Consider the following 23,597-nt stretch of genomic DNA (forward strand, 5'->3'; position numbering starts at 1 on the left):
GACATCCACGGCGTATTCGAACGTTTACCGTATCCCTATGCACGTCCTGTTCGTCTGCAACGGCAATGTTTGCCGTTCGGTAATTGCCGAGCGCGTCACCCGCGCTCTCGCCGTCGAACACGCGCTGCCGAATGTGACCGCCGAGAGCGCGGGAACCCGTGCGCTGGTGGGCTTTCCGGTCGAACCGCTGGCCGCGCAGGCGATCGAGGGCCTGGGCGCGGACGCGAGCGAGTTCAAGGCCCGCCGGCTGAAGCCGGAAATGGTGGACAACGCCGATCTGGTCCTCACGATGACCCAGCAGATCCGCGACCAGGTGAGCGAGATGGGCTTCGGGGTGGCCGCGCGCACCTTCACGCTGCTGGAGGCACACCGCATCGCACACGTGACCGGCGCGCGCTCGATCGCCGAACTGCACCGTGCGCGCAACGATCTCGCGCTGGTCGGCCGGGAGAACATCGCCGACCCGATCGGCCTGTCCGAACAGGCCTACTGCGAGGTGGGCGACCGGATCGCCGAAGCGCTGGTACCGCTCGTCCTCGCCCTGGCCCCGCACGAGCAGCCGCGTCCGGCCGGCGCCGAGCTGTCCGGCCTGATCATCGAGCCGCGCCTGGAATCCGCGCCGCTGGCTTCTTTCCTCGCCGCACACCGCCGATAAGCGCGCACGCCGCGGCAATTGCGCAGTTCGACACAGCAATGCAGGGCTGCTACGTCCATTTCCGGGCGCGAGGGATTACACTCCCGCGGACAACAACTTCCGCCGTTGCTGGTTCGACACACGACAGGAATCAGACATGCCGAAACGCATTTCGGATGTTTCGCTCCATGTGTATGTGACATCGGAAACCCTCGAACGCGTCGTCCAGACCGTCCGCGAGGTGGTCGACGAGCATCTCCAGGATCGAGAGGTGTTCGCGTGGCGCTTCACCCTGCCGGTGGACACCGACGACCCGGCCCACGACGCCCTCGAAACCCAGTGGCGGACGGCGCATCCCGAGCAGGATCCGGGCGACCGCGGCACCTATGAGATCGCGCTCAGCCTGGTCGGCGCCCGCGCCGAACTCACCGACGCCGCGATGGCGCGCTTGGAACAGCAACTGCGGCACGGGATCTCCGGCGTCGCGCGCACCGAACCCGGTGCCAGGATTCCGTTCACGATTCGCGCCATGGAACGCGCCGATGTCGATCTCGACACCGAGCGCGAACGAATCTGACTGCTACCCGGCAACTCCCACCGTCCGCTGTGCCCGGCGACTCGGGTCGCCGGGACAGCGGTGGGTTCAGCCCGCGGTGGTGGTCGAACGCGCCGGGAAGTGCCGGATCAGGCCCTCCTGCACGGTGGTGGCGAGCAACTCGCCACTGCGGGAAAAGAATCGGCCGGTGGCCAACCCGCGCGAACCGGAGGCCACCGGGGATTCGGTGGCGTAGAGCGCCCAATCGTCGAACCGGAACGGCCGGTGGAACCAGATCGAATGGTTCACCGTCGCGGCGACGATCCGGTCCAGGCCCCAGGAAAGGCCGTGCGTGGTGATGATCGAATCCAGCACGGTGGTGTCCGAGGAATAGCCCAGCGCCGCCACGTGCAACAGCGGATCGTCGGGCAGCTGCCCGTCCGTGCGCATCCACACCCGGTTGTGATTGAGCCGCTCCCCCGTGCCCTTCAGGATCCAGGCCGGGTCGTTGGTGTAGCGCATATCGATCGGATGCGGCGCCTTGATGAACATCTCCAGCTTGTCTTCCAAGCCTTGGAAGCTCTCCTCCACCCGGGGCAGCGTCTCCGGGTCGGGCACCTCCGGCAGCGGGTGCCCGTGCTCGAGCCCCTTGTTCCAGTCCTGGAACGCCGCCAGCATCACGAAGAGCTCTTGGTCGTCCTGGTAGGCGGTGACGGTGCGGTTGGCGAACGCGCGACCGTCCCGGTGCCGGTCCACCCGGTACTCGATCGGCTTCTTCGTGTCGCCACCGCGCACGAAATGCGCGTTGATCGCGTGCACGGGCCGGTCGCCGACCGTGCGGCCAGCCGCGATGATCGCCTGCGCGACCAGCTGACCGCCGAACGTGCGGCTCCACACCTTCTCCGGGTGCTGACCGACGAACACGTCCTCGTCCATCTGCTCCAGATCGAGCAGACCGAGTAAAACGTCGAGATCAGACCGTCCGGCGGTCGACGCGTCGACCACCGTGCCACCGAGAGACCTGCTCATAGACTAGTGATCCTCCTCGCCGATGCGATGTACGTGGATCAGGTTAGTGGAACCGACAGTACCGGGCGGGGAGCCCGCGACGATTACCACCAGATCACCTTTTTGGTATCGCTCCATTGAGAGAAGTGCTACATCGACCTGGTGGATCATAGCGTCGGTGCTGTCCACCGTCGGCACGATGAACGTTTCCGTGCCCCAGGTCAGCGCGAGCTGACTGCGCACCTCCGGCAGCGGCGTGAACGCCAGCAGTGGCAGCGGGGTGTGCAGCCGGGCCAGGCGGCGCACGGTGTCGCCGGACTGGGTGAACGCGACCAGCGCCTTGGCGTTGAGCCGTTCGCCGATGTCGCGGGCGGCGTAGGAGATGACACCGCGCTTGGTGCGCGGCACGTGGGTCAGCGGGGGCACCCGGGTCGACTCGGTCTCCACCGCGTGCACGATGCGCGCCATGGTGCGCACCGTCTCGATCGGGTAGGCGCCGACCGAGGTCTCGCCGGAGAGCATCACCGCGTCGGCGCCGTCGAGCACCGCGTTGGCCACGTCGGAGGCCTCGGCCCGGGTGGGGCGCGAGTTCTCGATCATCGACTCCAGCATCTGGGTGGCCACGATCACCGGCTTCGCGTTCTCGCGCGCCATCTGGATGGCCCGCTTCTGCACGATCGGCACCTGCTCCAGCGGCAGCTCGACGCCGAGGTCACCGCGGGCGACCATGACCGCGTCGAACGCGAGCACGATCGCTTCCAGGTTGTCGATGGCTTCGGGCTTCTCCAGCTTGCCGATCACCGGCACCCGGCGGCCGACCCGGTCCATCACGTCGTGCACCAGCTCGACGTCGGACGGGGACCGCACGAACGACAGCGCGATGAAGTCGACCCCGAGCTTCAGCGCGAATTCCAGGTCCTCGATGTCCTTTTCGGACAGCGCGGGCACCGAGACGTCCATGCCGGGCAGCGAGACGCCCTTGTTGTTCGAGACGGGGCCGCCCTCGGTCACCCGGCAGACCACGTCGTTGCCGACGACCTCGATCACGGTGAGGCCGACCTTGCCGTCGTCGACGAGCAGGCGGTCACCGGGCTTGGCGTCCTTGGCGAGTTCCTTGTAGGTGGTGGAGACCCTGTCGTGCGTGCCGTCGATGTCGTCGACGGTGATCCTGACCTCTTCGCCCGTCGCCCAGACGGTCTTGCCCTCGATGAAGCGGCCCAGCCTGATCTTCGGCCCCTGCAGGTCGGCCAGAATGCCGACCGCTCTGCCGAGGTGATCGGAAGCCTGCCGCACCTTCTTGTAGTTTTCGGCGTGATCCGCGTGTTCGCCGTGACTGAAATTCAGCCGAGCCACGTCCATGCCGCTCTCGACGAGTTCGCGGATACGGTCCTCGGTGGCAGTAGCCGGGCCGAGCGTGCACACAATCTTCGTCCGTCGCATCACGGGTAGAGCCTAGTCCCGCGGGGTAGCCATAGCCTGCTGTGCCCCAGGTGAAAGCTGGGTGAAAAAAACGATCGCGACTTGGTGAAACCTACAACTGTTACGAATGGCGCAACACCGCAGGCCAGCGGTACATATTTGAAACGACGCCGGAAAATGTTACTCGCTGGTAGAAATCCGCGGGGCGGAACCGGGTGAAATCGAGGCGTCCGCGAACGGTCCCGCGTCACCGTTCGAGAGAGACCTCGCGGTAGCTGAAGCCGAGTTCCGGGAGTCTCCCGGTGCGGGTGTAGTGCACGAGGAGCACGTCCACCTCGGCGGGGGCGAAGACCTCGTTCGGGTAGACGTACTCCACGCAATTGTCGAAGTGGATCGGGACGTCGGCGGTCGGTACGGAGATCTGCGGGACGCAGTCGTCCACCGCCGGGTCCTCCGCGTCCGTGCCCGAGTCGTCGGCAGCCACCGCGACCCCACCCGGTTCCTGTGCGCGTAGCGGGATGACAGGCGCCAGCGGCTCATCGGCCGGCACTGTCGCGTTGTCCGCCGCCGACTCGGGCACAAGAAGCGGTGTCCCGTCCTCCGATACGAGCACAGCGGACGCCACCTCGATTGTTACCCATTCGACCGCATCGAACTCGATCCGATCCATCGCCACCGACAGCTCGTCCATATCGTTCTGAATCTGCTCCAACCATTCGCCGGACTGCCGCAATGACTCTCGCATGACCTCGACGGGCGAGGTGGCATGCCGGCCGATCGCGAACTGCCGGTACTCCGTACCGTCCCACAGCCGCCACTCGACCAGGTAGCGACCGCCTGACCCGGCGACCTGCAGAAACTCAGCACCTTCAGCGACCTCCTCGTCATCGAGGTCCGCCCAGGCCCGGCCCGGTGGGAGGGTGGCGAGGACCAGCACCGCGGATTCGTCGCCGAGTTCGGGATCCTCCTCGGCTTCGGGCAGCAGCGCCGCGAATTCACCCTCGGCAACCGTCGCGAGCACCGGCCGATAGCACCCGTGGTCCACGGTCAGGACGTGGGTCTGCGCACCGAATTCGGTCCGCCCTTCGGCGGAATCCAGTTCGCGCAGTGTGTATTCCGCGTCCGGAACGGTCCCGGCGCGGTAGTAGGCGAGGAACAACGCACCCGCTTGCTCGACGTCGAATATCTCATCGGCCCGGGCGGTGACCGCACGGCCGAGATCGAATCGCACTGTGCGCGACGAGGAATCGGCCGCCCCGCGCCGCGCGACGCGATATCGGCGCGGCCGGCCGTCGACCGTGCGCCGCACCTCGACGACGACTTCGTTCATCGGTCCTACCGCGAGCAGGCAGTCGTCACACGCCGTCGGCCGATCTGCTTTCCCTGGCGGCCGTGCCGCCCACCGGAGCCGCAGAAACCACTGTCCGCGCCACGCCCGGTAGATCAGGAAGCCGCGAAAGTAATGCTTGTCCAGCGGCACGCCGACCGGCACTGCTATCGGCAGCTCGTCGTCCCATGGCACCCGATAACGATGCGGCGCACTGGCTTCGAGCACGTACCAGCCGTCCACCGCCGCCTCCTTCCGATCCCGGCCAAAGTAGCTTTCGGCACGCGGGCAGCCAAGCCGGGAAAGGAAGGGTGGCTCAGGTGGCGACGTGCCGGGCCAGCCGGGTCTCCAGGCGGGTCTGGCCGAAACCGAGGATCAGGCAGATCACCCAGTAGTAGACCGCGGCCACGCCGTAGAGGGCGAAGAAGTCGAACGTCGGGGCCGCGGCCAGCTGCGCGACCCGCAACAGCTCGGTGACCAGGATCGTCGAGGCCAGCGAGGTGTCCTTGACCAGCGAGATCAAGGTGTTCGACAGCGGCGGCACCGCGATCCGCGAGGCCTGCGGCAGGATGACCAACCGCATCATCTGCGGATAGCGCAGGCCGAGCGCCTGCGAGGCCTCCCACTGCCCTTTCGCCACGCTCAGGATCGCCGCGCGGACGATCTCGGCCGCGTAACCACCGACGTTGAGGCTGAACGCGATCACCGCCGCGGGGAACGGATCGATCACGATGTCGAACTGTGGCAGCGCGTAGAACACGATGAACAGCTGCACGAGCAGCGGCGTGCCCCGGATGATCGAGATGTAGAACCGGGCGGCCGCCGAGAGCGGCCACACCGGCGACATCCGGGCCAGCGCCACGAACAACGCGATCACCAAACCGATGACGAAGCTGATCGCGGTGAGTGGAATCGTCTTGTTGACCGTGGCCTGCAGCATCGGCCACAGGTTGTGCCAGATCAGTTCCCGAGTGGCGGCATCCATGAACGGCGTCGGCTACTTGCTGACGTCGGTGCCGAAGTACTTGTCCGAAATCTTGGCCAGCGTGCCGTCGGCGCGCAGCTCGGTGAGCGCCTTGTCGACATCGGTGATCAGCCCGTCACCCTTGCGGGCGGCGAACGCCTGCTGGCTGGTCTCGCCCGTCTTGCCCGCGATCTTCACGCCGTTGTCACCGGTCTTCTTGGTGTACTCGGCGACGGCGAGGGAGTCGTTGACGGTGGCGTCGACCCGGCCGTTCTTCAGCAGCTGGATGGCCTGCACGAAACCCTCCACCGCTTCGACCTTCGCGCCCGCGCCCGCCGCGACCTTGCCCCAGTTACTGGTCGCCGACTGGGCGCAGGTCTTGTCCTTCAGGTCGGCCAGCGTGGTGATGCCGTTGTTGTCCGACCGGGTGACGATCACGCCGTCGGAGGTGGTGTACGGGCTCGACAGCGCGTACTTGTTCTTGCGCTCGTCGTTGATCGTCACCTGATTGGCCACGAGGTCGAACCGCTTGGATTCGAGGCCCGCGAAGATGGCGTCCCACGGCGTCTGCACGAATTCGACCTTCTTGCCGAGCTTCTCGCCGACCGCCTGGATCACCTCGACGTCGTAACCGGTGATCTTGCCGTCCGCGCCCTGGAAGCTGAACGGCGAGTACGTGCCCTCGGTGCCGACCTTCAACACATTCGGATCGCTGCTGCTGCCGCAGGCGGTGAGCCCGGTGGCGGCGACGATGGCGAGCATGGCGGCGGCGAACAGCTTGCGACGCACGGGTTCCCTCTCTTCGGTGTATGGAGCTCCACACACAACACGCAAATCCGGCCAAGGCTACGCCGGTATTTCTGCGAAGAACCCTATATCGATCATGGTGCGCAAAACGGTTGTACGGTCCAACCGGGTCTGCGCGTCGATCAGTTGGACTGGATCGGCGGCTATTGCTTCCGTGTCTATTGCTGCCGTCGCGCCGGGTTCTTCGTCCTCGGCAAGAGCTCTCCCAGGCAGGGGCGACCTGACCCGATGCCACAAAGACGGCGGGCACCCGGAAGTGCCCGCCGTCTCGATCGGATGGCTCAGTCGCGCAGCGGGCGACCGTCGCTGTCGGGCACCTTGCCGACCAGCATCAGGATGCCGTCGACCAGCGGCCAGATGAAGCCGACACCACAGGTCAGCCAGGTGACTGCGATCTGAGCGATGGCGATGCCGGTGTAGCCGGTGTAAAAACGGCCGACGCCGAAACTGCCGAGGAAGATCTGCAACAGGCCGGCGATCAGCTTCTGCTTCTCGGAGAAGGGCACACCGAACTGGTCGCGGCCGAAGGGGGCTTCCGGATCGTTCGGGTTGTAGCCCTGCGGCTGGCCGTAGGCGGCGGGCGGGTAGCCGCCCGGCTGCTGGCCGTACGGGTTGGGCTGACCGTACTGCGGCTGCGCGTACGGATCAGCGGGCTGCGCGTAAGCGTCGGCGGGCTGGCCGTACTGCGGCTGGCCTGCGGTGTCCTGCGGCTTGTTCAGGTCCGGACCCGTACCGGGCGGGCCGTACTGCGGGCCGCCTGCACCGGGGTTCTGCTGGTAGGGGTCGGTCACTGACATGTCCTCCTCAGTCGGCCGGGGCGCTCCCTCATCGGCCCCCGGCATGGATCCATCCGCCGAGCGGGAAGCTGCTCGCGGCGATCACGAGACATTCTGGCCGGGCCGACGTGTTTTGTCGCCCCCTTACCGTTCGGGGCATTCTCCCGAATTATCGCCGGTGCCGCGGTTCCGTTATCCGCCACGGAAAATTCGGAGCAAACCGGTGCGCGGGCCGCCGCAGCTACAGCGGTACCGCGCAGCGCAGGACTTGCCGGGACCCGTCGGCGACGCCGGGTACATCCCGACGTGAACGGTGCCGACCCATCGCACAGCGGCACCGCGCCGCGCAGGACTCGCCGGGATCCGTCGAGGACACCGGGTGCACCCCGACAGAAACTGTGCCGCCGCACGCACAGCGGCACCGCGCCGCGCAGGACTTGCCAGGATCCGTCGGCGACGCCGGGTACACCCCGACGTGAACGGTGCCGCCGCACGCACAGCGGCACCGCGCCGCGCAGGACTTGCCAGGATCCGTCGGCGACGCCGGTGCACGCCGACGTGAACGGTGCCGCCGTACGCACAGCGGCAGCGCGACGGTCAGGATTTGCCGGTATCCGTGGTGTCCTTTGCTGTGTCCTTCGACAAGGAGGTGTCGGCGGACGCGGCTTCGGCGGAATCATCCGAAGCGCCCTCGGCAGTGGTCTCGCCGGCCTTGCCGGTGGACTCCGAGGCGGCGTCGGTGGCGGTCGACCCGCTCGTCTCAGCCGCGGTATCCGTGGTGGCCGACTCGGCTGCCTTACCGGTGGACGCCGGCGCGGCGTCGGTCCCGCTCGTCTCAGCCGCGGCGTCTGCGGTGGTCGACTCGGCTACCTTGCCCGTGGACACCGGCGCGGCGTCGGTCCCGCTCGTCTCAGCCGCGGCGTCTGCGGTGGTCGCCTTGTCCGCCTTGCCGGTGGACGTCGAAGCGGCTTCGGTCGCACCCGACTCGGCCTCGGCGGTGTCCCCTGCCGCATCGCCGCCCGCGGCAACCTCCTCCGGCTCATCCGCGGCAGCTTCGTCCGCGGACTCGGTGGACGCGTCCGCCGCCGTCTCGTCGGCCGAATCCTTGCTCAGCGCAACGGCACCCGCACCCGCGCCGGACGCCGCCGCCGCGCGCAACGCGCCGAGCTGCCACGGCCACGGTCGCTGCTCGGCTGCGGGCTGCAATTGCTCGGCCGTCTCCCGGCCCTTGGTCGCGAACACGAAATAGGCGATGGCCGCGAGGAATACGAGCGCGGAGGTGAACGAGTTGATGCGGATGCCCGCGATCTTGGTGGCCTCGTCGTCGCGCATCAGCTCGACGAAGAAGCGGCCGAAGCTGTAACCCGCGACGTAGAGCGCGAAGAGCCGGCCGTGCCCGATCCGGTAGCGCTTGTCCAGCTGCACGAGCAGCACGACGATCAGCACGTTCCAGAGCAGTTCGTACAGGAAGGTCGGATGCACGACCTTGTCGACGACGCCGTTGGAGACGCCGTTCATCGCGTCCGGCTTCAGGTTGTCGTCGTAGCGGAAGTAGATCTCTAGGCCCCACGGCAATTCGGTGGTGCGGCCGTACAACTCCTGGTTGAAATAGTTGCCGAGCCGGCCGATCGCCTGGGCCAGCAGGATCGGCGGCGCGATCGCGTCGCCCAAGGCGGGCAACGGGATTCGATACACCCGGCAGCCGATCCAGGCGCCGACGCCGCCGAGCAGCACCGCGCCCCAGATGCCGAGGCCGCCGTTCCAGATCTCCAGCGCGGCTTTGGGGTCGCCGTCGGCGCCGAAGTACTTCTGCCAGTCGGTGGCGACGTGATACAGCCGGCCACCGACCAGACCGAACGGCACCGCGAACATCGCGACGTCCAGGATGGTGCCGGGCTGCCCGCCGCGAGCGCGCCACCGCCGCTCGCCCCACCAGATGGCGACGATGATGCCGAGGATGATGCACAGCGCGTAGGCCCGCAGCGGGAAGGGACCGATGTGCCACACGCCCTGCGGGGGGCTGGGAATGTACGCCAGGACTCGTAAGGTCACGGGGCCACCGTAGCGGAGATCGCGCAGCGCGCTGGAACCACCGCACCGTGGCGGCCTACTGGGGAGCCGTCACGCCCCGCGGAACTCTGCTGCGGAACCCCTCGGGACTACGACGCGACAGTCGCCGAACGCACGCCCTCGGCCAGCTCGGCGGTCAGCGCGCGCACCGCGTCCAGGCTCTCGCCCGCGGCGCTCACCAGGGCCGAGCCGACGATGACTCCGTCTGCGTAGGAAGCGATTTCGGCTGCCTGCGCCCCCGAGCGCACGCCGAGACCGACGCCGATCGGGATATCGGAGTGTGCCCGGATCCGAGCGCACAGCGCGGGCGCCGCCGAGGAGACCACGTCGCGCGCACCGGTGACACCCATCGTCGACGCCGCGTAGACGAACCCGCGTGACGCCTCCAACGTCTTCACCAGGCGCTCCTCGGTGGAGGACGGCGCGACCAGGAAGATGCGGTCCAGGTTGTGCGTGGACGAGGCGACGAACCAGTCGTCGGCTTCGTCGGGAATCAGGTTGGGCGTGATGATTCCGGCGCCACCCGCGGCGGCGAGATCGCGCGCGAAACGGTCGACGCCGTACTTCAGCACCGGATTCCAGTAGCTCATGACGACCGCCTGGCCGCCGGCCCCGGTGATCGCCTCGACGACGGAGAACACGTCGCGCACCCGCACCCCGCCGCGCAGCGCCTGATCGGCGGCGGCCTGGATGGTCGGGCCGTCCATCACCGGGTCGGAGTAGGCGACGCCGACTTCGACGATGTCGCAACCGGATTCGACCATGGTGCGGCAGACCTCGATGGAACCGGCCAGATCGGGGTAGCCCGCGGGCAGGTAACCGATGAGCGCGGCCCGCCCTTCACCGCGCGCTGCGGCAAAGGTATTAGCAAGGCGAGACTGCTGACTCACGACTGCGCCTCGCTGACGCTCGGCTCCGTCGACGTCACGGACGCTGTGCCCATGATTCGCTCACTTCGCTCGCTCATGACTGACTAGCCCCTTCATCCAACAGCCCGAACCAGCGCGCCGCGGTGTCCATGTCTTTGTCACCGCGCCCGGAGAGGTTGACCAGGATGATCGAGCCGGGGCCGAGTTCCTTGCCCAGTTGCAGGGCGCCCGCGACCGCGTGCGCGGACTCGATCGCCGGGATGATGCCCTCGGTGCGGCTGAGCAGCAGCAGCGCGTCCATCGCCTCGGTGTCGGTGACCGGGCGGTATTCGGCGCGGCCGATGTCCTTGAGGTAGGCGTGCTCGGGGCCGACGCCCGGGTAGTCCAGACCGGCCGAGATGGAATGCGACTCGATGGTCTGGCCGTCCTCGTCCTGCAGCAGGTACGAGTACGCGCCCTGGAACGCGCCCGGCGTGCCGCCGGTGAACGTGGCTGCGTGCCTTCCGGTTTCGACACCGTCACCGGCCGCCTCGTATCCGATCAACCGGACCTCGGCGTCGTCGATGAAGGCGTGGAAGATGCCGATGGCGTTGGAGCCGCCGCCGACGCAGGCGACGACGGCGTCGGGCAACTGCCCGGTCGACTCCTGCACCTGCACCCGAGCCTCCAGCCCGATGACGCGCTGGAAGTCGCGCACCAGCATCGGGAACGGATGCGGGCCCGCGGCCGTGCCGAAGCAGTAGTAGGTGTCGTCGGCGTTGCTTACCCAGTCGCGCAGCGCCTCGTTGATGGCGTCCTTGAGCGTCTGCGAACCGGTGGTCACCGAGATCACCTCGGCGCCGAGCAGGCGCATGCGCGCCACGTTCAGCGCCTGCCGCGCGGTGTCGACGGCGCCCATGTAGATCACGCAGTCGAGGCCGAGCAGCGCGCACGCGGTGGCGGTGGCGACGCCGTGCTGGCCGGCGCCGGTCTCCGCGATCACGCGGGTCTTGCCCATCCGCTTGGCGAGCAGCGCCTGACCGAGCACGTTGTTGATCTTGTGCGAACCGGTGTGGTTCAGGTCTTCCCGCTTGAGCAGGATGCGGGCGCCGCCCGCGTGCTCGGCGAGCCGGGTGCACTCGAACACCGGCGACGGCCGCCCGGTGTAGTCCCGCTGCAACCGATCGAGTTCGTTCAGGAAGTCCGGGTCCAGCCGGGACTTCTCATAGGTCGCGGTGACCTCTTCGATGACCGCCATCAGCGCCTCGGGCACATGCCGGCCGCCGTAGACGCCGAAGTGGCCGCCGGTGTCGGGCTCGTGCGCGCTGCGGTGCGCGACGCCCTCGCTGGCCGCGGGTAGACCGCTCACCGTCGTCACCGGCCCCGCCGCGCGGGCTTCGGGCAGGACGGGTGGGTACCGGCGGTCACCAGCTCGGAGACCGCGGCACGCGGGTCGCCGCTGGTCACCAGGCCCTCGCCGACGAGCACCGCGTCGGCGCCCGCGCCGGCGTAGGCCAGCAGGTCGGCGGTGCCGCGGATGCCGGACTCGGCGATCCGGATGACCTCGGTGGGCAGGCCGGGCGCGATCCGCGCGAACACGTCGCGGTCGACCTCGAGCGTCTTCAGGTTGCGCGCGTTCACCCCGATCACCGACGCGCCCGCCTCCAGCGCGCGGTCGGCCTCTTCCTCGGTGTGCACCTCGACGAGCGCGGTCATGCCGAGCGATTCGGTGCGGTCGATCAGCGAGGACAGCACGTCCTGCTCCAGCGCCGCGACGATCAGCAGGATCACGTCGGCGCCGTGCGCCCTGGCCTCGTGGATCTGGTACGGGCCGACGACGAAGTCCTTGCGCAGGATCGGGATGTTCACCGTGGCGCGGACCGCGTCGAGGTCGTCGAGCGACCCGTGGAAGCGGCGGCCCTCGGTGAGCACGCTGATGATCCGCGCGCCGCCGTCCTCGTACGCCTTGGCCAGGCTGGCCGGGTCCGGGATGTCGGCCAGTTCGCCCTTGGAGGGGCTGGCCCGCTTCACCTCGGCGATGACGCCGATACCGTCTTCGAGGAGTGCCGCGCGCGCGTCGAGCGGGCTGGACGCCGCCGCTGCGGCCGCCTTGATCGCCTGAAAATCGAGGAGGGCTTCCCGAGCGGCCACATCCGCGCGGACCCCGTCGAGAATCGAGTCGAGTACCGTCATCTGGCTCGAATCCTTTCTGGGGAGACGGACTTGCTACCTGAGAATCCCCCCAGGCGCTGTCTCACCGATGCTGACCAAGAATAAATGGACGTACCGGCCGCGTTTTCGGCGGGTCTTGTTGTGGACCAGGCAACCAATCCGCGCGCAAGGTGGGGCCCACCACAGTCGCCGCGCGCGGATATCTCAGCGGGCACGACCGCCCGCCTCGCCCGTGTCCGCCTCGTCCGGTCGCCGGTCCGAGGTCACGGCGTCTTCGGTCGGGTCGGTGCCCGCGTCCAGCGCGTCCCACAGCACCCGCTCGGACAGCTGACCGGAGTTCGGTTCCGTGCCCGCCTGCGCGTCGCGGCGCTGAGTGACCTGTTCGGTGGCCGCCGCGCGCCGGAACACCGGGTTGTCGTACTTGCCGGACAGGCGCGCGGTGTCCTGCGGCATCCGGGTGAGCAGCGCGCCCGCCACGAACGCCGCAAGCGCGCCGAGCAGTGCGAGCACGGCGGGCAGTGACGCGGTCGTCGCCTGCTCCACCTGCGCCCTGGCCGGCAGTTCGGCCAGCGTCGCGGCGCGTTCGGCGATCTTGCCGGAGCTGGTGAGCAGCGCGAAGGCGGGCACCGCGGCAACCGCGGCGACCAGCGCGATGAGCACCCCGAGCACGCGGCGCAGCCAGCCGCGAGTGGCCAGCACCGCCGCGACGGACGCGAGCAGCACCAGCGCCAGCGGCGTGAGCGCGCCGAACCAGACGCCGCCGTTGAGGCGATCGGTGCGCGGCTCGGTGAGGCCGTCCGAGGAGGTGACCGTCACCCAGGTCAGTCGCGAGGCGCCCCACAGTGCCGCGGCGGCGAAAGCCAGCAGGACCAGCGGACCGATCGGGTACTTGCGTCGCGTGCCGGGTGCGCCGGTCGTGTCCTGGACGTCGGCGATCGGGCTCGAATCCCCTGCGGCCTGACTCGAATCCCCAGTGGCTCGGCTCGAATCCGTCGAGGCCCGGCCCGAGTCCGCGGCAGCCCGGCCCGAGTCCGCGGCAGCCCGGCCCGAGTCCGCGGCACCCCGGTTCGAATCCGCGGCACCCCGGTTCGAGTCCGCGGCAGCCCGGCCCGAATCCGCGGCAGCCCGGTTCGAATCCGCGGCGCCTCGGCTCGGCTCGGCTTCGCTCATGCGGTGTCGCCGATCGTCGCGTCCGGTTCCGCACCGAACGCGCGGACCGTCTTCGCCGAGGCGATCGCGCGCAACACCGCCATGGCCTTGTTGCGGGCCTCGACGTCTTCGTACTCGGGATCGGAGTCGGCGACCACCCCCGCGCCCGCTTGCACGTACGCGGTCCCGTCCTTCAGCAGCGCGGTGCGAATGGCGATCGCGGTGTCCGCGTCGCCGGCGAAGTCGAGGTAGCCGACCACGCCGCCGTAGACGCCGCGCCGGGTGGGCTCGAGTTCCTCGATGAGTTCCATCGCGCGCACCTTCGGCGCGCCGGACAGCGTGCCCGCGGGGAAGCAGGCACGCACCGCGTCGAGCGCGTTCTTGCCGGGCGCGAGCCGGCCCGACACCGTCGAAACCAGGTGCATCACATGGCTGTAGCGCTCGATGTGCCGGTACTCGGTGACGCGCACGGTGCCCGGCTGGCAGACCCGCCCGAGATCGTTGCGACCGAGGTCGACGAGCATCAGGTGCTCGGCGTTCTCCTTCTCGTCGGCGAGCAGGCCCTTCTCCAGCAGGATGTCGTCTTCTTCGGTGGCACCGCGCCAGCGGGTGCCCGCGATCGGATGGGTGGTCGCGACGCCCTCCTTCACGGTCACCAGCGATTCGGGGCTGGAGCCGACGATGGAGAACGCGGTGCCGCCGTCGCCGTCCGGGATGTGCAGCAGGTACATGTACGGGCTCGGGTTCGAGGCGCGCAGCATGCGGTACAGGTCCAGCGGGGCGCCGTCGTAGTCCATCTCGAAGCGCTGCGAGAGCACCACCTGGAACGCCTCGCCCGCCTCGATCTCCTTGACCAGGCGGCGCACACCGGCGCCGAATTCCTCGGTGGTGCGTTTGCGCCGGTACTCCGGGTCGGGCTGGTCGAACACCGAGACCGTCGAGGGCGCGGGAGCCGCGAGGGCCTCGGTCATCCGGTCCAGGCGGGCCAGCGCCTCGTCGTAGGCCTCGTCGACCCGTTCGGCGGTGCCGTTCCAGTTGACCGCGTTGGTGATCAGGGTGATGGCGCCCTCGTGGTGGTCGAACGCGGCCAGATCGGTGGCCAGCAGCAGCACCATCTCGGGCAGTTGCAGATCGTCGAGGGCCAGGTTGGGCAGGCGTTCGATGCGCCGGACCGCGTCGTAGCCGAGATAGCCGACCATGCCGCTGGTCAGCGGCGGCAGGCCGGGCAGCCGCTCGGTGCGCAGCAGTTGCAGCGTCTCCCGCAGGGCCACCAGGGGATCGCCGCCCGCGGGGGCGTCGACCGGGATGTTGCCGAGCCACGCCGCTTCGCCGTCCACCACGGTCAGCGCCGAGGGGCTGCCCGCGCCGATGAACGACCAGCGCGACCACGAGCGCCCGTTCTCGGCGGACTCGAACAGGAAGGTTCCCGCCCGGTCGCCGGCCAGCTTGCGGTACGCGGAGAGCGGAGTTTCGGAGTCCGCCAACACCTTTCGGGTCACCGGTACCACTCGATGGGCCGCGGCCAGCTGATGGAACTGTTCGCGGGTCGTGGTGGTGGGAGTCGACGCGCCGTGCATGGGGCCATCATCCCAGGTACCCCCAGCGCTTTTTCGCGCGCACCCTGACTCCGTTCACTTCCCTCACAAAAGCAACCGCCCGGTTCCGATGCCGCGCGCGGCGCTGTGATCGACGTCTCTACACTCGCTCCGTTCCATCTCGCACGCGGTATCCATATCGAGAGGAGTCAACTGATGTACCCCTCGCAACCGGAGGGCAGGCACGCCGCACCGGGCGGTGCGCCGAACCAGCCCCCACGGATGGTCGGACTGCAGTCGAACAAGGCCGCGCAGGCGGCGGGCGCGCAGAGCGCGCTAGCCACCTTCGTCACCTACGCGAAGGCGCTCGAATCGCTGGACCGGAACCACTTTCCGGACGAGTACGCCATGCATGCCGACCGGCTCAAGGAACTCAAGCCGTTCCTGCGTGCCCACGGCATCCTCGACGTCATGCAGGTCAAGAACCCGGAAGTAGCGGCTCTCATCGGAGTGTGATTCCGGTCGGACCGCGCCCGGACGCGAGTCCGGCGAGCGCCGTTCGCGGCCCGTCTCGCGTCCCGGCTGTCGAAGCGCACGCGCCCGCAGGCGCAAGTCTCGACAGCCGGGACGCGAGACACAGGCCACGCCCGCGGGGCACGGGCGCAGTACTGTCTCTTTCATGCAGACAGGCCAGCTCGCTCCCCAGTTCGAGCTCCCCGATCAGTCCGGCACGCTCCGTTCGCTCGACGCCTTGCTCGCGAACGGTCCGCTGGTGCTCTTCTTCTATCCCGCCGCCAACACGCCGGTCTGCACGGCGGAGGCCTGCCACTTCCGTGATGTGGCCGCCGATTTCGCCGCGCTCGGCGCGTCCTGTGCGGGCATCAGCGCCGACGCGGTGGCGACCCAGGCCGGTTTCGCCGACAAGCAGCGCCTCGGCTATCCCCTGCTCTCCGATCCGGACGGCGTGGTCGCCGCGCAGTTCGGCGTGAAGCGCGGGCTGCTCGGCAAGCTGGCCCCGGTCAAGCGCCAGACCTTCGTCATCGACCAGGACCGCACCGTCGGCAAGATCATCACCGGCGAATTGCGGGCCAACGTGCACGCCGACGAAGCGCTGAAGTTCCTGCGCGAGCGCGCGAAGTAGGCAAGCGCGCCGCAAATCCCGGCACGGACGTACCGAAACGCCGGGAAGATCAGCCCGTTTCCGCCGCGCACCCGGCTTACCCTGGGGTCATGACTGCGACCGACGGACAGCTGGAGCAGAAATCGACCGGTCCCGCGTGGCGGACCTGGCTCGCCGGCGGGCTGGCTTTGCTCGTCCTCTTGTTCGTCGCCTATTTCATCCTCTCGGCGTTCATTCCGCGCTGGTGGGCGCAGCGGATCGCGGAGATGGTCAACGGCAGCTTCGCCAAGGGCATCGGCTGGGGACTGGTCTACGGCGGCGTATGCACCCTCGTCCCGCTGCTTCTGCTGCTCTTCGCGGGGCGGGTGTGGCGCCGCCGGGCCGGCCGGTTCCTGGCGGGCGCGGCCGTGGTGATCGCCGCGCTGGTCGCGATTCCCAATCTGATGACGCTGACCATCGTGCTCGGCGGCAGCAACGCCGCCCATGCCGGACAACGGATTCTGGACGTCGACGCGCCCGCCTTCCGGGGCGCGACGCTGGTCGGCGCGATCGTCGCGGCGGTGATCTGGCTGGCCGTGCTGGCGCTGACCGTCTCACGGTGGTGGCGCAGGCGGCATCCGAAGCGTGCACATGCACAAGCGACCCCGCCCGCCGATGCGGCAAAACCCATGACCGGGCCCGGCGGTCTGTGAGTGAACTCACCTCACCTGCCAACTCCATGACGGTCGAGCGAAGTCGTGGCAAACTCAGAGTCACGGGTGACTGTGAACACGCTTTTCAATAATCGCTAGTCTTACTAACAAAACCACGTCACTTGGCTTGAAAGAAGGCACACCAGTGACGAAGTGGTTAGACCCCGTAGAACAACGAGCTTGGCGCGCGGTCGTTGCGCTGATGACACGTCTACCAGGCGCTTTGGACACGCAGCTGCAACGAGAATCCGGGGTTACCCATTTCGAGTACTGGGTTTTGACCCTGCTGTCCGAGGAACCGGGGCATCGGCTGCAGATGAGTGACCTCGCACACAAGGCAAATGCATCGCTATCACGGCTTTCGCATGTGGTGTCGAAGCTGGAGCGGATGGGCTGGGCGCAACGCTCGGCTACCGCCGGGCGCCGTGGCGTGCAGGCCGTACTCACAGACGACGGCTACCACAAGGTGGTCGAGGCGGCCCCCGGTTACCTGGATGCCGTGCGGCACATGGTTTTCGACGGTTTGGAGCCGGAGCAGACGGCGCAGCTCGCCGAACTCAGCGAGCTGCTCGCGGATCATCTGACCGATGCGCTCAGCCGCCCCGACACCGGCGGCGCCGCGGAACGCGGCACCTAAGCCCGCCTAGGCCGGATCGGCGAGCAGCACGTCCGTATCGAAGCAGGTGTGCGTCCCGGTGTGACACGCCGCGCCTTCCTGATCGACGACCAGCAGCACGGTGTCCCCGTCGCAGTCGAGCCGGACCTCGTGCACGTACTGCGTGTGGCCGGAGGTCTCCCCCTTGACCCAGTACTGCTGCCGCGAGCGCGAAAAGTAGGTCGCCTTGCGGGTTTCCAGCGTGCGGGCCAGCGCCTCGTCGTCCATCCACGCGACCATCAACACGTCGCCGGTGCCGCGCTCCTGCGCGACGGCGGACACCAGGCCTGCGTCGTTGCGCTTGAGCCGGGCGGCGATGGCGGGATCGAGACTCATGTGACCGTTTATAGCAAAGTTCAGACCCGGGCCCGGCGCAGGGCGGCCACGGTGTCGTCGTCGGATTCGTCCAGGGCCGCGGCGAGCGTGTCACGATAGGTGCCGCGGGCCGCCTCGTACCGGGCCCGTCCCTCGTCGGTGATCACCGTGTAGACCCCGCGCCGATCGTCCGGACAGAGATCGCGGTAGGCCAGGCCCGCGGCGTCGAGCCGTCCGACGAGCCGGGTCACCGAGCTCTGATTCAGCCCGAGCCGGTTCGCCAGATCCTGCATGCGCAGTTCGCCGTCCTCGGCCTCGCGCAGGAACCCGAGGGCACGGAACTCCGACAACCCGAGCCCGTGCCCCCGCTGCACCGCCGTCGCCAATCGGCTTTCCACCTGGACATACAAGGCGGACAGCCGACTCCACATCTCCTCGTCCCGCACCGTGTTTGACACAAGTTATTTGTACATGCATACTTCTCCTCGCGCAACTTAGTTGCATATACATACAAATAAGGAGCTGTTCCGATGGCCTGGATCTACCTGCTGATCGCCGCCGTGTTCGAAGTGGTCTTCGCGCTGGCGACCAACGCCACGCACGGATTCACCGTGCTCGGCCCGTCCCTGCTCACCGCGGCCGCCGCGGCGGGCGGCATCTTCTTCCTCAGCCTCGCGCTGCGCACCCTCGACGTCGGAGTGGGTTACACCGTGTGGACCGGCATCGGCTCGGTCGGCACCGTCACCCTCGGCACGGTGATCTTCCACGAGACGCTGAACGTCTGGAAGGTGCTCGCCTTCGTGCTGATCATCGGCGGCGTACTCGGCCTGAAACTCGCCGACACCCTCGCCGCTCGCGCCGCCCAGCCCGTCACCGTCTGATCCCCCACTTCACCACCAGCACAGGAGTTTTCGTCATGGCCTGGTTATTTCTCGGCATCGCCATCGTTTTCGAGATCGCGTTCGCGCTCGGCACCAACGCGACCAACGGCTTCACCAAACTGTGGCCCTCGGTCTTCACCCTGGTCGCCGCGGCGGGCGGCATCTTCACGCTGAGCCTCGCGCTGCGCACCCTGGATGTCGGTGTGGGATACACCATCTGGACCGGCGTCGGCGCCCTCGGCACCGTCATCCTCGGCGCGCTCGTCTACCACGAGAAGATCACCCTGCCCAAGATCGTGTCCTTCGCCGCGATCATCGCCGGCGCGGTCCTGCTCAAAGTGGCCGCAGGCGCCTGAACGCACCCGATGACCCGCTCGGCCCAAAGGGCTGAGCGGGTCGTGCTCGTTCCAACGAGACCCGTTGCGCCCCTTCCGCCCCGCCGCGATCCACCGGCAACAGTCAGCGCGACTACAGCGAGTCGCAGCCGCGGCAGTCGCGGCCGATCAGCGGGATTGTTCAGCGAAAGTCGTTGGCGGGTAAAAGATCCGGCGAGTTCGGCAGATCGACGGGTGACCTGCCGCATCTCGGCAGCCCTGGTTCCACGGACTAACGGACGACGATGTCCTCGGCGCGCATCGAGTCCTTTACCTGGCCGATGGTGAGTTCGCCGAAGTGGAAGACGCTGGCTGCCAGGACGGCATCGGCGCCGGCCTGGACCGCGGGGGCGAAATGCTCGACGGCACCCGCGCCGCCGGAGGCGATCACCGGCACGGTGACGGCGGCGCGCACCGCGCGGATCATCGCGAGGTCGAAGCCGGCCTTGGTGCCGTCGGCGTCCATCGAGTTCAGCAGGATCTCCCCGACACCCAATTCGGCGCCGCGGGTAGCCCATTCGACCGCGTCGATGCCGGTGCCGCGTTTACCGCCGTGGGTGGTGACCTCCCAGCCGGACGCCGTCGCGGGCTGCCCCGCGGGCACCGTGCGCGCGTCGACGGACAGCACGATGCACTGCGAGCCGAACCGCTCCGACATTTCGCGCAGCACCTCGGGACGCGCGATGGCGGCGGTGTTCACCGACACTTTGTCCGCGCCCGCGCGCAGCAGCCGGTCCACGTCGTCGACGGTGCGCACGCCGCCGCCGACGGTGAGCGGGATGAAGATCTGCTCGGCGGTGCGGGTCACCACATCGATCATGGTGCCGCGGTCGCCGGTCGAGGCGGTGACGTCGAGGAAGGTGAGTTCGTCGGCACCCTGCGCGTCATAGGTCGCGGCCAGCTCGACGGGATCGCCCGCGTCGCGCAGGTTTTCGAAGTTCACGCCCTTGACCACCCGGCCCGCGTCGACATCCAGACACGGAATCACGCGTACCGCCAACGTCATTGCCTCACCCTTCCTCCGCGGTCGCCGGATCGGCGACCGTGCAGATCATCTCGAGCAGTTCCTCGTGCACGCCGGGCGCCGCGGCGAGCACCGAACCCGAGGTGATGGTCCACGGCTCCCCTGCCAGGTCGGTGACGACACCGCCCGCCGCCCGGATCAGCGCCACGCCCGCGGCGTTGTCCCAGGGATGATGCCCGAACACGATCGCGCCGCCGAGCACCCCGGAGGCGGTGAACGCCAGGTCGATTCCGGTCGAGCCGTGCATCCGCACCCGCGAGGAGAGCCTGCTCAGCGGGCCGAGCAGATCGAACCGGAATTGGCCCGGAATCCGGCCGCGCGCATCGACATTGAACGCGCCGAAGCCGATCATCGCCTCGGCGAGCTTGCCGTGCGGCAACGGCGGCAACGGCTGACCGTTCAGCAGCACCGGCCCGCCGGCCTGGGCGGCATAGCGCTGCCCGAGCAGCGGCAGCCAGGTGAGACCGAGCACCGGCTCGCCCTCGTGCACCAGAGCGAGCAGCATGCCCGAAAGCGGGTGCCCGGAGGAGTAATTGAAGGTGCCGTCGATCGGATCGAGCACCCACGAGGTGCCCGACACCAGGTCCGGCCCGCCGAATTCCTCACCGTGCACGCCGATCCCGGTGCGCTGCTCCAGCTGTGCCGAGATGGTGCGCTCCAGCTCCAGGTCGAGTTCGGTGGCGAAGTCGTTGCGGCCCTTGGTCACCGCGCTCGGCGCGCCGACGCCCTCGACGAACCGCGAGGTGACCGAGTCCAGGATTTCGCGCGCGATACCGAGCAGCGCCGAAAGGTCGGGCAGCGCCGGGGAATCCTGGCTCATCTCACCGCGGCCAGCGCCTCGGGCAGGGTGAACCGGCCCGCGTAGAGCGCCTTGCCGACGATCGACCCCTCGACGCCGTCCGGCACCAGTTCGGCGATCGCGATCAGATCGTCGATGGTGGACACGCCACCCGAGGCGATGACCGGCGCGTCGGTCGCGGCGCACACCTCGCGCAGCAGGTCCAGGTTCGGGCCGGTGAGGGTGCCGTCCTTGGTGACGTCGGTGACCACGTAGCGGGTGCAGCCGTCCCGTTCCAGGCGCTCGAGCACCTCCCACAGATCGCCGCCGTCGCTGACCCAGCCGCGCCCGCGCAGCCGGTGTTCGCCGTCGATGATCCGCACGTCCAGCCCCACCGCGATCCGCTCACCGTGCTGGGCGAGGGCCTTGGCGCACCAGATCGGGTCCTCCAGCGCGGCGGTGCCGAGGTTCACCCGGTGGCAGCCGGTGGCCAGCGCCGCGGCCAGGGAATCGTCGTCGCGGATACCGCCGGACAGCTCCACTTTCACGTCGAGCTCGCCGACCACCTCCGCGAGCAGTTCCCGGTTCGAGCCGCGTCCGAAGGCGGCGTCCAGGTCGACCAGATGGACCCACTCCGCGCCCGCCTCTTGCCACGCCAGCGCCGCCTCGCGGGGCGAGCCGTAGCTGGTTTCGCTACCGGCCTCCCCCTGCACGAGGCGCACGGCCTCTCCATTGGCGACATCGACGGCGGGCAGCAGCACAAGACTCACTTTGAACAGCCTAGTCGTTCCGTCTTCGCGCCCTGCCTCCGGCCTGCGGGAATGGCCGCACAGGTCACCGCGGCGGGTGGTGCCGATCGAGGATGTGGGTGAGCAGCCGGACGAGTTCGGCGCGTTCGGCGGGCGCGAGCCCGGTGAGCAATTCCTCCTGTGCCCCGGCGAGTCGCCGGTCCAGTTCGGCGAGATGCGCCGCGCCTGTCTCGGTCAGCGTGACGATCTTGCGGCGGCGATCACCCGGGTCAGGCCCGCGTACCACGAAGCCGCGGGCCGCCAGTTCGTTGACCGCGGTGACGATATCGCTGCGGTCGATCCGGGTGCGCTTGCCGATCTCGGCCTGCCCGGCCGCGCCCGTCTCACCCAGCACCGCGAGCAGCGCGTAGTGATGCCGCCGCGAACCGGTGCTGTCCAGCGCCCGCTCGGCCGCCCGGTTGGCGAGCAGCGCGACCTGGTCCACCAGTCGCGTCGGCATAGCACCGAGCCTGTCCGGCGCCCCGTCGCGCGCGATCGCCATGACGGCCAATCTAGCCCGTGCCGGGAACACCCACCACATGATCGACGGAGCTGGCCGAGACAGTTGCGCGGATCCGTGCGCGATAGCAGACCAGCGCGGCCGCCACGGCGAACAGCGCGGTGAGTGCCGCCGCCAGGATGCGCCACCCCTGCCCGAACTGGAACTCGGTTGCGGCACGCTGGATCTCGTCGAGTGTGTGCTCGGCCCGATCGTCGAACAGGATCGAGGCCCGCGGCCACTGGTACCGGATCGAGAGCAGGAACTGGCCGCTCACCAACGATGCCAGCGACAACGCCAGCCATCGCCTGCCCAGCCGCGCCCACAGCGCCGCCGCACCGGCGAGTAGCGCGCACACTGTCAACGCCGCGCCGAGCGGGCGCATCACATCGCCGACGGCGACCACGCTCATGAATTGCTCGGTCAGCGCCAGTGAGTCGGGGACATCCCGAAAGATGTTGGGGTACAGAAAGATTGTTTCCGCCGCGGTCGTCGCGAAGGCGAAGCACGCGAGCACCGCGTAACCCGTCAGCACGACCGAGGCAATGGTGCCGCGTCGCATGGCGCCCTCCTCGGATCGACCGTAGCCGCGGGCGGGCGCGCGCGGATCCGGTGTGGTCCCCGATATTCGGCGCAGGGCACTCAGGGTCTACCCGGAGACCGTGATCGCGGGCAACGGGCTCCGGACCGGGCCGCGGGCCGGTAGTGTCTCGCCTCGGCGCTCACTCCGATCGCTTATTCCCTACTCTCCCTGGGGTTCCCGTATGTCACGTTCGACTCTTGCTGCCCTGTCCGCCCTTTCGGCAGCCTGCTGCGCCGTGGGTATCGCCACCGCGCCGACCGCCGCGGCCGCACCGCCCGAGGAGGCCCGGCTGGCCGGGTGCGAATTCGGCCGGGTCGCGGGCACCTACGACTACGCGAACTTCGGCGAGCATGCCGGGCGCATGCTCGACGTCACCACCGGCGGGTTCCGCGACGAGTTCGAGCGGGCCAAGCCGACGATCCTGGACGGGCTCACCGCCAATCACACCAGGGCGGAGGTCAATTCGGTGGACTGCCGCGTGGTGTCCGGCGACGCGAACCAGGCCGACGTCACGCTCACCGTGGTGCAGACCACGACCGGCGACGCCACCGAGGGCATGCCCAAGACCAACAAGATGTCGCTGCTGGTCACCGTCGTGAACGTGGACGGCCGGTGGCTGGTCAACCGGGCCGAGACCAACTGAC

Annotated in this window: 28 protein-coding genes; 9 read left to right on the plus strand and 19 right to left on the minus strand. The window is 68.7% G+C overall.

Annotated elements, in window-relative coordinates; translation table 11 throughout:
• Nucleotides 1-37 precede the first annotated feature (37 nt).
• Together NVU01S_RS29965 and NVU01S_RS29970 are read left to right on the plus strand one after the other, a co-directional pair.
• The gene (locus NVU01S_RS29965) at nt 38-655 is read left to right on the plus strand and encodes an arsenate reductase/protein-tyrosine-phosphatase family protein (RefSeq protein ID WP_043682638.1); all 618 of its coding nucleotides are present in this window, start codon (nt 38-40) and stop codon (nt 653-655) included.
• Between the two features lie 136 nt (nt 656-791).
• Entirely contained in the window at nt 792-1,211 is a 420-nt protein-coding gene (locus tag NVU01S_RS29970; RefSeq protein ID WP_043682635.1) for a hypothetical protein, read from the plus strand.
• Between the two features lie 66 nt (nt 1,212-1,277).
• Here NVU01S_RS29970 and NVU01S_RS29975 read toward each other — a convergent pair whose 3' ends face one another.
• The 12 genes from NVU01S_RS29975 to NVU01S_RS30030 form a co-directional block, all read right to left on the minus strand.
• Nucleotides 1,278-2,198 carry an acyl-CoA thioesterase gene (locus NVU01S_RS29975; protein ID WP_052281429.1) on the minus strand — a complete coding sequence of 307 codons (921 nt, stop codon included), beginning with the start codon at nt 2,196-2,198 and terminating at the stop codon, nt 1,278-1,280.
• 3 nt (nt 2,199-2,201) lie between these two features.
• Nucleotides 2,202-3,620 (minus strand): pyruvate kinase, encoded by a 1,419-nt coding sequence (gene pyk, locus NVU01S_RS29980; RefSeq protein ID WP_029902459.1) that lies wholly within the window; start codon nt 3,618-3,620, stop codon nt 2,202-2,204.
• 223 nt (nt 3,621-3,843) lie between these two features.
• On the minus strand, nt 3,844-5,166 hold the full coding sequence (locus tag NVU01S_RS29985; protein ID WP_043682629.1) for a hypothetical protein: 1,323 nt from the start codon (nt 5,164-5,166) through the stop codon (nt 3,844-3,846).
• Between the two features lie 73 nt (nt 5,167-5,239).
• Nucleotides 5,240-5,908 (minus strand): amino acid ABC transporter permease, encoded by a 669-nt coding sequence (locus tag NVU01S_RS45035; protein WP_042256045.1) that lies wholly within the window; start codon nt 5,906-5,908, stop codon nt 5,240-5,242.
• A 12-nt stretch (nt 5,909-5,920) separates the two neighbouring features.
• The gene (locus tag NVU01S_RS45040; RefSeq protein ID WP_029902465.1) at nt 5,921-6,649 is read right to left on the minus strand and encodes an amino acid ABC transporter substrate-binding protein; all 729 of its coding nucleotides are present in this window, start codon (nt 6,647-6,649) and stop codon (nt 5,921-5,923) included.
• A 326-nt stretch (nt 6,650-6,975) separates the two neighbouring features.
• A complete protein-coding gene (locus tag NVU01S_RS30000) occupies nt 6,976-7,491 on the minus strand; it encodes a TM2 domain-containing protein (protein ID WP_226887430.1) in 516 nt (171 codons plus the stop codon).
• A 576-nt stretch (nt 7,492-8,067) separates the two neighbouring features.
• Nucleotides 8,068-9,522, minus strand: a complete 1,455-nt coding sequence (lgt, locus tag NVU01S_RS30005) for a prolipoprotein diacylglyceryl transferase (RefSeq protein WP_043682626.1) — start codon at nt 9,520-9,522, stop codon at nt 8,068-8,070.
• 107 nt (nt 9,523-9,629) lie between these two features.
• The gene (gene trpA, locus NVU01S_RS30010) at nt 9,630-10,430 is read right to left on the minus strand and encodes a tryptophan synthase subunit alpha (protein ID WP_014983300.1); all 801 of its coding nucleotides are present in this window, start codon (nt 10,428-10,430) and stop codon (nt 9,630-9,632) included.
• A gap of 73 nt (nt 10,431-10,503) precedes the next feature.
• Nucleotides 10,504-11,766 carry a tryptophan synthase subunit beta gene (gene trpB, locus NVU01S_RS30015; protein WP_042256051.1) on the minus strand — a complete coding sequence of 421 codons (1,263 nt, stop codon included), beginning with the start codon at nt 11,764-11,766 and terminating at the stop codon, nt 10,504-10,506.
• The gene (gene trpC, locus NVU01S_RS30020) at nt 11,763-12,581 is read right to left on the minus strand and encodes an indole-3-glycerol phosphate synthase TrpC (RefSeq protein ID WP_042256053.1); all 819 of its coding nucleotides are present in this window, start codon (nt 12,579-12,581) and stop codon (nt 11,763-11,765) included. The genes trpB and trpC overlap by 4 nt, the downstream gene beginning before the upstream one ends.
• 183 nt (nt 12,582-12,764) lie before the next feature.
• On the minus strand, nt 12,765-13,496 hold the full coding sequence (locus NVU01S_RS30025) for a TIGR02234 family membrane protein (RefSeq protein ID WP_082032482.1): 732 nt from the start codon (nt 13,494-13,496) through the stop codon (nt 12,765-12,767).
• Nucleotides 13,497-13,726: 230 nt separating this feature from the next.
• Nucleotides 13,727-15,286, minus strand: coding sequence for an anthranilate synthase component I (locus tag NVU01S_RS30030; protein WP_043682623.1), 1,560 nt, complete (start codon nt 15,284-15,286; stop codon nt 13,727-13,729).
• Nucleotides 15,287-15,460: 174 nt separating this feature from the next.
• Between NVU01S_RS30030 and NVU01S_RS30035 the strand changes: the two genes are divergently transcribed.
• The 4 genes from NVU01S_RS30035 to NVU01S_RS30050 all read left to right on the plus strand — a co-directional run bounded on the left by NVU01S_RS30035 (nt 15,461) and on the right by NVU01S_RS30050 (nt 17,693).
• Nucleotides 15,461-15,760 (plus strand): hypothetical protein, encoded by a 300-nt coding sequence (locus NVU01S_RS30035; RefSeq protein ID WP_014983295.1) that lies wholly within the window; start codon nt 15,461-15,463, stop codon nt 15,758-15,760.
• Nucleotides 15,761-15,923: 163 nt separating this feature from the next.
• On the plus strand, nt 15,924-16,385 hold the full coding sequence (locus tag NVU01S_RS30040) for a peroxiredoxin (protein ID WP_029902482.1): 462 nt from the start codon (nt 15,924-15,926) through the stop codon (nt 16,383-16,385).
• An 89-nt stretch (nt 16,386-16,474) separates the two neighbouring features.
• Nucleotides 16,475-17,056: a hypothetical protein gene (locus NVU01S_RS30045; protein WP_042256055.1), complete on the plus strand. Its 582-nt coding sequence runs from the start codon at nt 16,475-16,477 to the stop codon at nt 17,054-17,056.
• Nucleotides 17,057-17,258: 202 nt separating this feature from the next.
• Nucleotides 17,259-17,693 (plus strand): MarR family winged helix-turn-helix transcriptional regulator, encoded by a 435-nt coding sequence (locus NVU01S_RS30050; protein WP_226887431.1) that lies wholly within the window; start codon nt 17,259-17,261, stop codon nt 17,691-17,693.
• Between the two features lie 6 nt (nt 17,694-17,699).
• Here NVU01S_RS30050 and hisI read toward each other — a convergent pair whose 3' ends face one another.
• Entirely contained in the window at nt 17,700-18,047 is a 348-nt protein-coding gene (hisI, locus tag NVU01S_RS30055) for a phosphoribosyl-AMP cyclohydrolase (protein WP_042256056.1), read from the minus strand.
• A gap of 20 nt (nt 18,048-18,067) precedes the next feature.
• Nucleotides 18,068-18,484: a MarR family winged helix-turn-helix transcriptional regulator gene (locus tag NVU01S_RS30060; protein ID WP_043683434.1), complete on the minus strand. Its 417-nt coding sequence runs from the start codon at nt 18,482-18,484 to the stop codon at nt 18,068-18,070.
• Nucleotides 18,485-18,556: 72 nt separating this feature from the next.
• Between NVU01S_RS30060 and NVU01S_RS30065 the strand changes: the two genes are divergently transcribed.
• Nucleotides 18,557-18,907 (plus strand): DMT family transporter, encoded by a 351-nt coding sequence (locus tag NVU01S_RS30065; RefSeq protein ID WP_063048193.1) that lies wholly within the window; start codon nt 18,557-18,559, stop codon nt 18,905-18,907.
• A 35-nt stretch (nt 18,908-18,942) separates the two neighbouring features.
• Nucleotides 18,943-19,263: a DMT family transporter gene (locus NVU01S_RS30070; RefSeq protein WP_042256058.1), complete on the plus strand. Its 321-nt coding sequence runs from the start codon at nt 18,943-18,945 to the stop codon at nt 19,261-19,263.
• 250 nt (nt 19,264-19,513) lie between these two features.
• Here the strand turns inward: NVU01S_RS30070 and hisF are convergent, their stop codons facing one another.
• From hisF to NVU01S_RS30095, 5 genes are all read right to left on the minus strand, one after another.
• Nucleotides 19,514-20,287 carry an imidazole glycerol phosphate synthase subunit HisF gene (hisF, locus tag NVU01S_RS30075; RefSeq protein ID WP_014983287.1) on the minus strand — a complete coding sequence of 258 codons (774 nt, stop codon included), beginning with the start codon at nt 20,285-20,287 and terminating at the stop codon, nt 19,514-19,516.
• A 4-nt stretch (nt 20,288-20,291) separates the two neighbouring features.
• Nucleotides 20,292-21,125, minus strand: a complete 834-nt coding sequence (locus NVU01S_RS30080; RefSeq protein ID WP_043667782.1) for an inositol monophosphatase family protein — start codon at nt 21,123-21,125, stop codon at nt 20,292-20,294.
• On the minus strand, nt 21,122-21,853 hold the full coding sequence (gene priA / locus NVU01S_RS30085) for a bifunctional 1-(5-phosphoribosyl)-5-((5-phosphoribosylamino)methylideneamino)imidazole-4-carboxamide isomerase/phosphoribosylanthranilate isomerase PriA (RefSeq protein WP_014983285.1): 732 nt from the start codon (nt 21,851-21,853) through the stop codon (nt 21,122-21,124). Before priA ends, NVU01S_RS30080 begins: the two co-directional genes overlap by 4 nt.
• 64 nt (nt 21,854-21,917) lie before the next feature.
• Nucleotides 21,918-22,373, minus strand: a complete 456-nt coding sequence (locus NVU01S_RS30090) for a MarR family winged helix-turn-helix transcriptional regulator (RefSeq protein WP_043668065.1) — start codon at nt 22,371-22,373, stop codon at nt 21,918-21,920.
• A gap of 10 nt (nt 22,374-22,383) precedes the next feature.
• Nucleotides 22,384-22,932, minus strand: a complete 549-nt coding sequence (locus tag NVU01S_RS30095) for a hypothetical protein (RefSeq protein ID WP_052280408.1) — start codon at nt 22,930-22,932, stop codon at nt 22,384-22,386.
• Between the two features lie 256 nt (nt 22,933-23,188).
• On the opposite strand from NVU01S_RS30095, the gene NVU01S_RS30100 reads away from it, so the two are divergent.
• The gene (locus NVU01S_RS30100) at nt 23,189-23,596 is read left to right on the plus strand and encodes a hypothetical protein (RefSeq protein ID WP_043667785.1); all 408 of its coding nucleotides are present in this window, start codon (nt 23,189-23,191) and stop codon (nt 23,594-23,596) included.
• Nucleotide 23,597 lies beyond the last annotated feature (1 nt).

Origin of the sequence: Nocardia vulneris (assembly GCF_001613425.1) — a bacterium.
GTDB lineage: Bacteria > Actinomycetota > Actinomycetes > Mycobacteriales > Mycobacteriaceae > Nocardia > Nocardia vulneris.

Coding starts and splice junctions, on each gene's coding strand:
- trpC (WP_042256053.1), bottom strand. CDS start 12,581: ATGACGGTACTCGACTCGATTCTCGACGGGGTCCGCGCGGATGTGGCC.
- NVU01S_RS30080 (WP_043667782.1), bottom strand. CDS start 21,125: ATGAGCCAGGATTCCCCGGCGCTGCCCGACCTTTCGGCGCTGCTCGGT.
- hisI (WP_042256056.1), bottom strand. CDS start 18,047: ATGAGTCTCGATCCCGCCATCGCCGCCCGGCTCAAGCGCAACGACGCA.
- NVU01S_RS30050 (WP_226887431.1), top strand. CDS start 17,259: ATGACACGTCTACCAGGCGCTTTGGACACGCAGCTGCAACGAGAATCC.
- NVU01S_RS30065 (WP_063048193.1), top strand. CDS start 18,557: ATGGCCTGGATCTACCTGCTGATCGCCGCCGTGTTCGAAGTGGTCTTC.
- NVU01S_RS45040 (WP_029902465.1), bottom strand. CDS start 6,649: ATGCTCGCCATCGTCGCCGCCACCGGGCTCACCGCCTGCGGCAGCAGC.
- NVU01S_RS30040 (WP_029902482.1), top strand. CDS start 15,924: ATGCAGACAGGCCAGCTCGCTCCCCAGTTCGAGCTCCCCGATCAGTCC.
- NVU01S_RS30045 (WP_042256055.1), top strand. CDS start 16,475: ATGACTGCGACCGACGGACAGCTGGAGCAGAAATCGACCGGTCCCGCG.
- NVU01S_RS30035 (WP_014983295.1), top strand. CDS start 15,461: ATGTACCCCTCGCAACCGGAGGGCAGGCACGCCGCACCGGGCGGTGCG.
- NVU01S_RS29970 (WP_043682635.1), top strand. CDS start 792: ATGCCGAAACGCATTTCGGATGTTTCGCTCCATGTGTATGTGACATCG.
- NVU01S_RS30095 (WP_052280408.1), bottom strand. CDS start 22,932: ATGCGACGCGGCACCATTGCCTCGGTCGTGCTGACGGGTTACGCGGTG.
- NVU01S_RS29965 (WP_043682638.1), top strand. CDS start 38: ATGCACGTCCTGTTCGTCTGCAACGGCAATGTTTGCCGTTCGGTAATT.
- NVU01S_RS45035 (WP_042256045.1), bottom strand. CDS start 5,908: ATGGATGCCGCCACTCGGGAACTGATCTGGCACAACCTGTGGCCGATG.
- NVU01S_RS30090 (WP_043668065.1), bottom strand. CDS start 22,373: ATGGCGATCGCGCGCGACGGGGCGCCGGACAGGCTCGGTGCTATGCCG.
- hisF (WP_014983287.1), bottom strand. CDS start 20,287: ATGACGTTGGCGGTACGCGTGATTCCGTGTCTGGATGTCGACGCGGGC.
- NVU01S_RS30070 (WP_042256058.1), top strand. CDS start 18,943: ATGGCCTGGTTATTTCTCGGCATCGCCATCGTTTTCGAGATCGCGTTC.
- NVU01S_RS30030 (WP_043682623.1), bottom strand. CDS start 15,286: ATGCACGGCGCGTCGACTCCCACCACCACGACCCGCGAACAGTTCCAT.
- NVU01S_RS30000 (WP_226887430.1), bottom strand. CDS start 7,491: ATGTCAGTGACCGACCCCTACCAGCAGAACCCCGGTGCAGGCGGCCCG.
- NVU01S_RS29975 (WP_052281429.1), bottom strand. CDS start 2,198: ATGAGCAGGTCTCTCGGTGGCACGGTGGTCGACGCGTCGACCGCCGGA.